This is a genomic window from Exiguobacterium sp. s125 (genome assembly GCF_018618605.1).
Classification (GTDB): domain Bacteria; phylum Bacillota; class Bacilli; order Exiguobacteriales; family Exiguobacteriaceae; genus Exiguobacterium_A; species Exiguobacterium_A oxidotolerans.
In genome coordinates, this window is the sequence record NZ_JACSMI010000019.1 from 1 (window position 1) to 455 (window position 455).

The 455-nt window shown below is 51.0% G+C and carries 1 pseudogene; it reads left to right on the forward strand.

Annotation, left to right across the window (positions count from 1 at the left end):
• Positions 1–455 (forward strand): annotated as a pseudogene (locus KNQ05_RS15600) (copper amine oxidase); the annotation flags it as partial.

Consider the following 455-nt stretch of genomic DNA (forward strand, 5'->3'; position numbering starts at 1 on the left):
GCTGCGACAGAAGGCGAACTTCCGAAGGAAGCAGCTGAAGAAGTCCTTCGTGCTCACGAAGCGGACGTCTATAAAACATTCCAAGAGTACGCAGCAGGCGACTATGAAGGATCGTACAACACGTTCCGTGAAGGATACAGCCGCATGTATGACATCTCGAAAGCACTCTCAGTCGCTATCACGACACAAATGCCTGAGAAATTCGATAACTCGAAAGCTGATACGAAAGCCGCTGACCTCCGGTCAACACTCAACAGCCTCGCTGCTGAACACGTCGCTCTTGCGAACCTCAGCATGACGGCAGGCGTCGATCAAGCGAAAGACTACGATGCTGCAAACTGGGCGGAAGACATGCACACAGCTGATTTCAAAGCCGCAATCAAATCAATTTACGGTGAAGCCGGTGCAGATCAGTTCGAGCAAGCTTGGACGAAAAATCACATCGAAGCACAAGC